We start from the raw sequence: 6,689 nt of genomic DNA, 5'->3' as shown, positions 1-6,689 counted from the left end.
TATCTATACGTTTATGCAGTCTTATCTATACGTTTATGCAGTATTGCTATACATATTTAATCAATGTAATATAATTACAACTAAAAACAATGTATGTATAAAAAATGGCAAATGATTTAGTCGTTAAAAATAATGCTTTGATTGATGCAAGTTATACATTAAGTCTTATAGAGCAACGCTTAATAGGGTTGGCTTTGGTTAAAGCCAATAATCAGCACCAAGAAATAACAAGTGATACTGTGTTGACAATACATGCAGGGGAGTATGCGGAACAATTTAAGGTAGATAGCTCAGTTGCTTACCGAGCATTAAAGGAAGCATCAGAACGCTTATTCTTACGCTATTTTTCTTATACGTTATATGGCTTAGAGTTTGGTAAAGAATACACGCTTAAACCGCCAAAAAAACTAAGAGATTGTGATATACCCACAACAATGAAATCGAGATGGGTACAAAAAATTGGTTATACCGAATCAGAAGGCTTATTACATTTTCAACTTACCAGCGATGTTGTTTTATTAGTTGCCAATTCAAAAGAATATTTTACAAGTTACTACCTTTCTCAGACTACAGAATTTACTAGTACCTACGCCACTCGGTTGTTTGAGTTATTAATGAAGTGGAAAAATGTAGGACATATTCCGCTTATTCCAATAGAGCAGTTACGAGGACAGTTAGGTGTAGAACCCAAGCAATATAAAATAATTTCTAACTTTAAGTTACGAGTATTAGATGTTGCTGTGGAACAAGTGAATCAACATTCAGACTATACGATTAAATATAAACAACATAAGCAAGGGCGGACGATTATTGGTTTTTCATTCACATTGAAGCCTAAAGTAGATAAAACCTCAAAAAAAATAATATCCAAGCAAAATCGCAATAGCCCCGATTTTTTCATAAAATTGAGCGACCCACAACGTCATTTATTTGCAAATAAAATGTCAGAAATGCCTGAAATGGGGAAATATTCACAAGGTACAGAAAGCTACCAACAATTTGCTATTCGTATCGCTGATATGCTTTTAGAGCCTGAAAAATTCAGAGAGCTTTATCCAATATTAGAAAAATCAGGATTTCAGCCATGATTAAATTAAATAACCTATCAACCGATCTAAAACATGTGACCGTTGAATACCTCGACATCGTAAATTATGAAATTGCGAGAGAAAATATATGCGGTTATATCTTCCTATTATCCCGAATATCCAAAGATGCCGAACCAACCGAAAAAATACAGATGGAAAGCAAAATACAGAACTTAATTTACTATCGGGATAATTTACAAATCGAGGACAAGGACAATATTCAAAAGGTTTTAAATACGCTCATTCCAGAGTATCAAGCCGAACAAAAAAACCAAATAGCTAAGAAAAATTAGGCTTCAATATCGGGCAAATCAAAAAGCTGTCGATCTCTATTTTCTGTTAAATATTCGTTGAGTTCAGCCAATATTTTTTCTTTATTGGCTTCATTCTGCATTTTTTTAATCAAATAAGAACCGAGCAGAATTTTACGCCGAGTATCATCTTTTCGTTGCTGTTCCTTTTGCTTGGTACGTTCTCTTGCTTCGATAGCTTGTTTCTGTGCTTTTAACTGTTTCAGCTTCTCTAACTGGGCTTCAATTTTCTTTTCAATATTTTCAGCAGATTTAGTCATAACGGTTAATTTCGGAATATAGAAAACCACTCAAGCATAAGACCCTATGAATTGAAATTCAAGCGGGTAATATGCTATCGTTTTTTTCATGAAATGCGCACTTACGACTTGGATTTCATCCAAGTCTCCATTAGCGTAAGGGGATTCCCCTTAACCCCAAAAGCAAAAGCACCCCAAGGTGACTGCATGGCAATTTATCATTGTTCCACTAAAACGGTTAACCGAAGTTCGGGACGAACTGCGGTTGCATCATCTGCATATCGTGCAGGGGAAAAATTAGAAGATGAACGCACAGGACTGACCCATGACTTTACGAGAAAAGATGGTGTCGCCCATTCTGAAATTCTGTCTAATTTAGATATTGAAATTGACCGTGCTGAGCTTTGGAACTTGGCAGAAAAAACCGAAAACCGCAAAGATGCCCGAACCGCTAGAGAATGGGTCATTGCCCTACCTGATGAATTAGACGCTGATCAACGTAAGGACTTGGCAAAAGAATTTGCCAGGTCCTTAGTTGATCGCTATGACGTGATCGCAGATTTAGCCATCCATGAACCCAGCAAAGGCGGTAATGATAAAAACCACCACGCCCATATCATGCTCACCACCCGAAAGGCAGAACTGGACACAGATAATAAACTCACCCTGACCACCAAAACCGATATTGAACTCAGCAACGCCAAACGAAAAAGCCTTGGTATGGGTACAACCCAAGAAGATATTAAGCAAATTCGAGAAACATGGGCAGACTTAGCCAACAAGGCATTGGAACGTGCAGGCTACCGAGAAAAAATAGACCACCGCAGCTATGCCGATCAAAATAATGGACTACAAGCAACCATCCACGAAGGCAGCAAAGTCACCCAATTACGCAGACAAGGCATAGACACTGAAATCAGCCGTTTCAATGACAATGTGAAACAGCAGAACACCCAACAACTTGAGCAACAGAAACAGCAGAAAGAGAGCGTTTTACAGCGTGGTTTAAACCGTGTCGATCAAGGTTTTGAGCAATGGCAGAAAAACCAAGAAAACAAACGCCTAGAACTGGAACGCCAAGCGGAAATGAAGCGACAACAAGAACTAGACAAACAACGAGCCGAGCAAGCAAATCGTAAGGCATCACGAAATTTAGATAATGATGGATGGTCACGATGAGTAACCAAAATGATTTAGACGACCAACTCTATATTTTATTGGCATCTATGAAGGAATACAGAGAAGCCATAGCAGATGATAACAAGCGATTAGAGACGTTCTACAATGAAGTAGCTAGCGGAGTACTCAATAAGGCTGAAAAGTCGCTAGAAATCGCAAATAAGAAGCATACAGGCGCATTGAATAACAGTATTCAGGCATTAAACGAAGCCACAAACAGACTGAACTCAAAATTTATCATCATTTTTGCTAGTGCATTTGTCGCCTTAGTGATGGTATTCATTTTGGCAATATTCTTATACGTGCCAAGCAAAGATGAAATTGATGAACGTAGAGCTGATATGGCTGTACTTAAAAAATATCCGCTACAAATTCGAGAAAGTGATGGCGAAACGCTAGTCAGAATTATGACTAAGAAATGCTATTCATTTGAGCCAAATAACGTCAAAAATAAAACTTATGATTGGTGTCGCATTGACCCTAAAAAATACTAGATGATCGGTACTTTGCTTGGTTTTTCTCATTACTGATCAGATTACAGCAAGCGCAAAGTTGCCCGACTTTGAAACATGGCTAAAGCCATATTTCAAAGCATCGAGCCAAGATAGATGAAATGCCTAAGCACATAAATTTTTCACTATTTATTTCTGCGCTTTCCAAACAATTCCGAGTGGCTACCAATTCGTACCAATTGCAAATAATCTTCTTGCTTGGCATAGATCAATACTAAATCAGGTTTAATGTGGCAGTCCCTAAAGCCTTCCCACTCACCAGTAAGACCATGATCACAATATTTTTCAGGCAAAACTATATCGCTACAAAGGCAATGTAGAACTTCTGCCCATGCAGGTGTAATTAGCTCTAAAAATTGCTTTTTAATATCTCTCTTAAATTGGCTTTCAGCTAATATCTTACGCATTGGCTAATTCTTGCATCGCTTTCATAAATTCTTCAGGTGTTTCATAAGCATCTGAAAAATCAGTTCTATTTTTTGCTTCAGTCAATGCTTTTCTTGTGACACTATTCGGCACATTCTCTGTCTCTGCATAATCAAAAGACAAGGGAATTTTATTGGTCTCAGCAACTTGTGTTAAAAACAATTTAAAGGCTTGTGATGCGCTCAGTCCATAACGCTCAAACACTGGAAATGCCCGATCACGCAAATCTTGCTCAAGTCGCAGATTAAAATTTGTTGTCGCCATATCATCACCTATGTTTTACAAAACATGTACTATCGTAAACCTAATGTACGCTAATAGTCTAAAAAATCACTCAAATTATTGTAAGAATTAGTTCCAATATCTGAATTTTGTATAACAGCCATTATGTTAAATGGGAGGGTATTTCATTGAGAATTCACAAAAATTTACCACTTATTAAACCTAAGAGTATGATTATTAATTATAAATAATTTACTTTTTCATAAAAATTAAATATTTTTTGGGCAGTATTACAATATTAAGTTATATAGTAAGGTTTCCTATGCTGAATCAAAATTTAAGAAAAGAATATCCAAACGAAAATCATCAATTTAATTTAAATCAAGAAGTTGATGTTTCAAAATTACAAGAAGACTTTCAACAGAATGGTTATATAAAATATAAGGCTTCAGAAGTTGACATTAACTCAAAATTAACTATTTTCAATGAATTTAGAGAGTTAGAAAAAGATCCCTTTTCACCATCAAACACTCAACGCTTTAGAAGGTATGGAAATGCTCTAATTCTTCCATGGGAAAAGCAAAAAAATCCAATTTGGTTACCGACTACAATAACTGATGATGGAAGAGAACTATCTGGATATGATCAAGGTAATAATAATCCAGAGCATGGCTCTATCAGATATTTTAATGCTTTAAGTGACGATGTTAAAAGCTCTAAATATTTGAATTCAATAATTATTGAAGACTATAACTTAACATTTGGGTTAAATGACTATTATTTACCAATTTATGTTGGAATACACTTTGTTAAATTAACTTCAACTTGTGACCAAAGTTTAGGCATTAGTTCTCCTGATTGTTTCCATCAAGATGGAGAACCTTTTACCTTTGCTCATCTTCTTTATAGAAGCAATAATATTGTAGGCGGTGAAAATTATATAGCCCATCCAAATGAAAGAAATAAGCGTCTAGATGATGTAAACAATGAAAATATTTACAGTCAATTCACATTAAAAAATATTTCTGATAGTTTTGCTGTTCACGATTCTTCGGTATGTCATTATGTATCACCAATTAAAAAAATTAATAATGATCAAGTAGATTTACTTGGTGAGCGTTGGATGATTTTAATTGACTACTCTTTAACGAAACAAAAAATATGATAAATAACCTTATATTTTCTTTATTGCCTATTCTCTTATCTTTAATACTTGGATGGGGAATTGGGCGAGTAATAAATTCAAATACTAGAGATAATTTAGTAAGTTATATAACATTCTTAGTCTGGTTACTTCTAATTTCAATAGGTTTCCAATTTGGTAGTATTCTTTTTGATAAAGAACTAGGAACTACAGTAATTGTCGGATCATTTATTTATTCAACAATTATTACTTTTATTACTTTTATTTTACTTTTTAAAAAAGTAAAAAATACAAGTAAAAATAAGAAATCTATATCTGAAATTTTTAAACCTATCAAAGAGTGTGTGATTGCTATATCAATGGTTATTATTGGTATGGTTTTGTATCTTGTATTGCCGAGTAATTGGGAGAGTGAGGCTGTAAGTAGTATTCTTCTTTATATCTTGATATTTTTGGTAGGTGTGGATTTATCAACAATTAAAATTCAAGCTTTGACCATTAATCATTTTCAAGTACCACTAATTACAATTTTTTCACTATTCATTGCTGCATATTTAACAACATTCATTATAGATAAATCATTTTTTGAACTTTTAGTTTTAGGAAGCGGATTTGGCTGGTTTTCTCTTTCAGGTCCACTCATAGGAAAAACATTAGGTGCTGAATATGGAACTTTTGCCTTATTAACTGATTTAATTAGAGAGTTTTATGCAATAGGTTTGCTATATCTTCTTGGACGAAATTATCCTAATCCTATAATTGGTATTTGTGGAGCTACAGCAATGGATTCTACACTTCCATTTATAAAAAATAATTGTTCGCAATTGGACGTGCAAATAGCAATTTTTAGCGGTTTTATTTTGACAATACTAGCACCCTTTTTTATTATATTTTTTAGTGTTTTTATTTAAAATATTATTTTAGGCAGTGATTTACTTAACTTGATTATTAAATTTTTCTAAAATCAACATAATACACGTTATACGAAATGTGTTATATTTCTTGTGAAATTTCAACGCTATAGTTTCAATTTTATAGCCCGAGCATCCCAGTTCGGGCTTTTTTATGCTTTTTCACGTTCCACGGCTAATCTTTGATCAATATTCCACGTTTTTAATTAGTTCAGCTAAATAAAATTATTTGCTCCCAACTGTAATAACCAAGCGAGTGCCTACGAGCGATTGAGCAACATAAAAATTTCGCCCCGTCTTTTTCCTGATTACAAAGCCTCCTTTTGCAGCCAAACGAGATTAACCGAGCAAAGCGACTGTATAGCTTTTGCTTGATGATCGAGCGTGAGCGAGTAAAAAATCTCTATGAGCGAAGCGAATCCATTTTTGCTTTTAGATTTCACAAACAGAATTAACCAAAAACTGCCCCTCGAAGCGAGGAACGAGCTTCAATAGAGTACGAGCTTTAGCGAGTATCTAGGGCAGTTTTAAGCACTTCCCCTCTTTTTAATAATTTTATAATTTTATAATTTTAGACCTCTTATTTTAATTAAATATCAATAGTTTGTGCGCCTATATCTATACGTTTATGCAGTCTTATCTATACGTTTATGCAGT

The 6,689-nt window shown here is 34.4% G+C and carries 9 protein-coding genes; 6 read left to right on the top strand and 3 right to left on the bottom strand.

All coding sequences use genetic code 11. The features are described from left to right. Positions 1-104: 104 nt before the first annotated feature. Positions 105-1,088, top strand: a complete 984-nt coding sequence (gene repM / locus F893_RS16735; protein WP_004282261.1) for a replication initiation protein RepM — start codon at positions 105-107, stop codon at positions 1,086-1,088. Further along, positions 1,085-1,381 (top strand): hypothetical protein, encoded by a 297-nt coding sequence (locus tag F893_RS16730; RefSeq protein WP_004282260.1) that lies wholly within the window; start codon positions 1,085-1,087, stop codon positions 1,379-1,381. The genes repM and F893_RS16730 overlap by 4 nt, the downstream gene beginning before the upstream one ends. Here the strand turns inward: F893_RS16730 and F893_RS16725 are convergent. Next, a complete protein-coding gene (locus F893_RS16725; RefSeq protein ID WP_005254311.1) occupies positions 1,378-1,659 on the bottom strand; it encodes a hypothetical protein in 282 nt (93 codons plus the stop codon). The two genes, F893_RS16730 and F893_RS16725, sit on opposite strands and share 4 nt — an antisense overlap. Positions 1,660-1,845: 186 nt before the next feature. Here F893_RS16725 and mobQ point away from each other — a divergent pair, with 186 nt between their 5' ends. Next, positions 1,846-2,817: a MobQ family relaxase gene (gene mobQ, locus F893_RS16720; protein ID WP_004809023.1), complete on the top strand. Its 972-nt coding sequence runs from the start codon at positions 1,846-1,848 to the stop codon at positions 2,815-2,817. Then, a complete protein-coding gene (locus F893_RS16715; protein ID WP_004282258.1) occupies positions 2,814-3,311 on the top strand; it encodes a hypothetical protein in 498 nt (165 codons plus the stop codon). Before mobQ ends, F893_RS16715 begins: the two co-directional genes overlap by 4 nt. Positions 3,312-3,454: 143 nt before the next feature. Here the strand turns inward: F893_RS16715 and F893_RS16710 are convergent, their stop codons facing one another. After that, a complete protein-coding gene (locus F893_RS16710) occupies positions 3,455-3,736 on the bottom strand; it encodes a type II toxin-antitoxin system RelE/ParE family toxin (RefSeq protein WP_004282257.1) in 282 nt (93 codons plus the stop codon). Continuing rightward, positions 3,729-4,019: a type II toxin-antitoxin system RelB/DinJ family antitoxin gene (locus tag F893_RS16705; RefSeq protein WP_004282256.1), complete on the bottom strand. Its 291-nt coding sequence runs from the start codon at positions 4,017-4,019 to the stop codon at positions 3,729-3,731. Before F893_RS16705 ends, F893_RS16710 begins: the two co-directional genes overlap by 8 nt. A 280-nt stretch (positions 4,020-4,299) precedes the next feature. Between F893_RS16705 and F893_RS16700 the strand changes: the two genes are divergently transcribed. Then, positions 4,300-5,142 (top strand): 2OG-Fe dioxygenase family protein, encoded by an 843-nt coding sequence (locus F893_RS16700; RefSeq protein WP_004282255.1) that lies wholly within the window; start codon positions 4,300-4,302, stop codon positions 5,140-5,142. Further along, positions 5,139-6,032 (top strand): LysO family transporter, encoded by an 894-nt coding sequence (locus F893_RS16695; protein WP_004282254.1) that lies wholly within the window; start codon positions 5,139-5,141, stop codon positions 6,030-6,032. Before F893_RS16700 ends, F893_RS16695 begins: the two co-directional genes overlap by 4 nt. The last annotated feature ends 657 nt before the right edge of the window (positions 6,033-6,689 follow it).

Source organism: Acinetobacter sp. CIP 102136, from assembly GCF_000369685.1.
Classification (GTDB): Bacteria; Pseudomonadota; Gammaproteobacteria; order Pseudomonadales; family Moraxellaceae; genus Acinetobacter; species Acinetobacter fasciculus.
Note: the sequence above shows the minus strand (reverse complement) of the source record. Positions and strands in the feature narration are given on the sequence as shown.

Excerpts from the sequence above, each read along its gene's own strand:
- repM (WP_004282261.1), top strand. The coding sequence starts at position 105 with ATGGCAAATGATTTAGTCGTTAAAAATAATGCTTTGATTGATGCAAGT.
- F893_RS16715 (WP_004282258.1), top strand. The coding sequence starts at position 2,814 with ATGAGTAACCAAAATGATTTAGACGACCAACTCTATATTTTATTGGCA.
- F893_RS16695 (WP_004282254.1), top strand. The coding sequence starts at position 5,139 with ATGATAAATAACCTTATATTTTCTTTATTGCCTATTCTCTTATCTTTA.
- mobQ (WP_004809023.1), top strand. The coding sequence starts at position 1,846 with ATGGCAATTTATCATTGTTCCACTAAAACGGTTAACCGAAGTTCGGGA.
- F893_RS16725 (WP_005254311.1), bottom strand. The coding sequence starts at position 1,659 with ATGACTAAATCTGCTGAAAATATTGAAAAGAAAATTGAAGCCCAGTTA.
- F893_RS16705 (WP_004282256.1), bottom strand. The coding sequence starts at position 4,019 with ATGGCGACAACAAATTTTAATCTGCGACTTGAGCAAGATTTGCGTGAT.
- F893_RS16730 (WP_004282260.1), top strand. The coding sequence starts at position 1,085 with ATGATTAAATTAAATAACCTATCAACCGATCTAAAACATGTGACCGTT.
- F893_RS16700 (WP_004282255.1), top strand. The coding sequence starts at position 4,300 with ATGCTGAATCAAAATTTAAGAAAAGAATATCCAAACGAAAATCATCAA.
- F893_RS16710 (WP_004282257.1), bottom strand. The coding sequence starts at position 3,736 with ATGCGTAAGATATTAGCTGAAAGCCAATTTAAGAGAGATATTAAAAAG.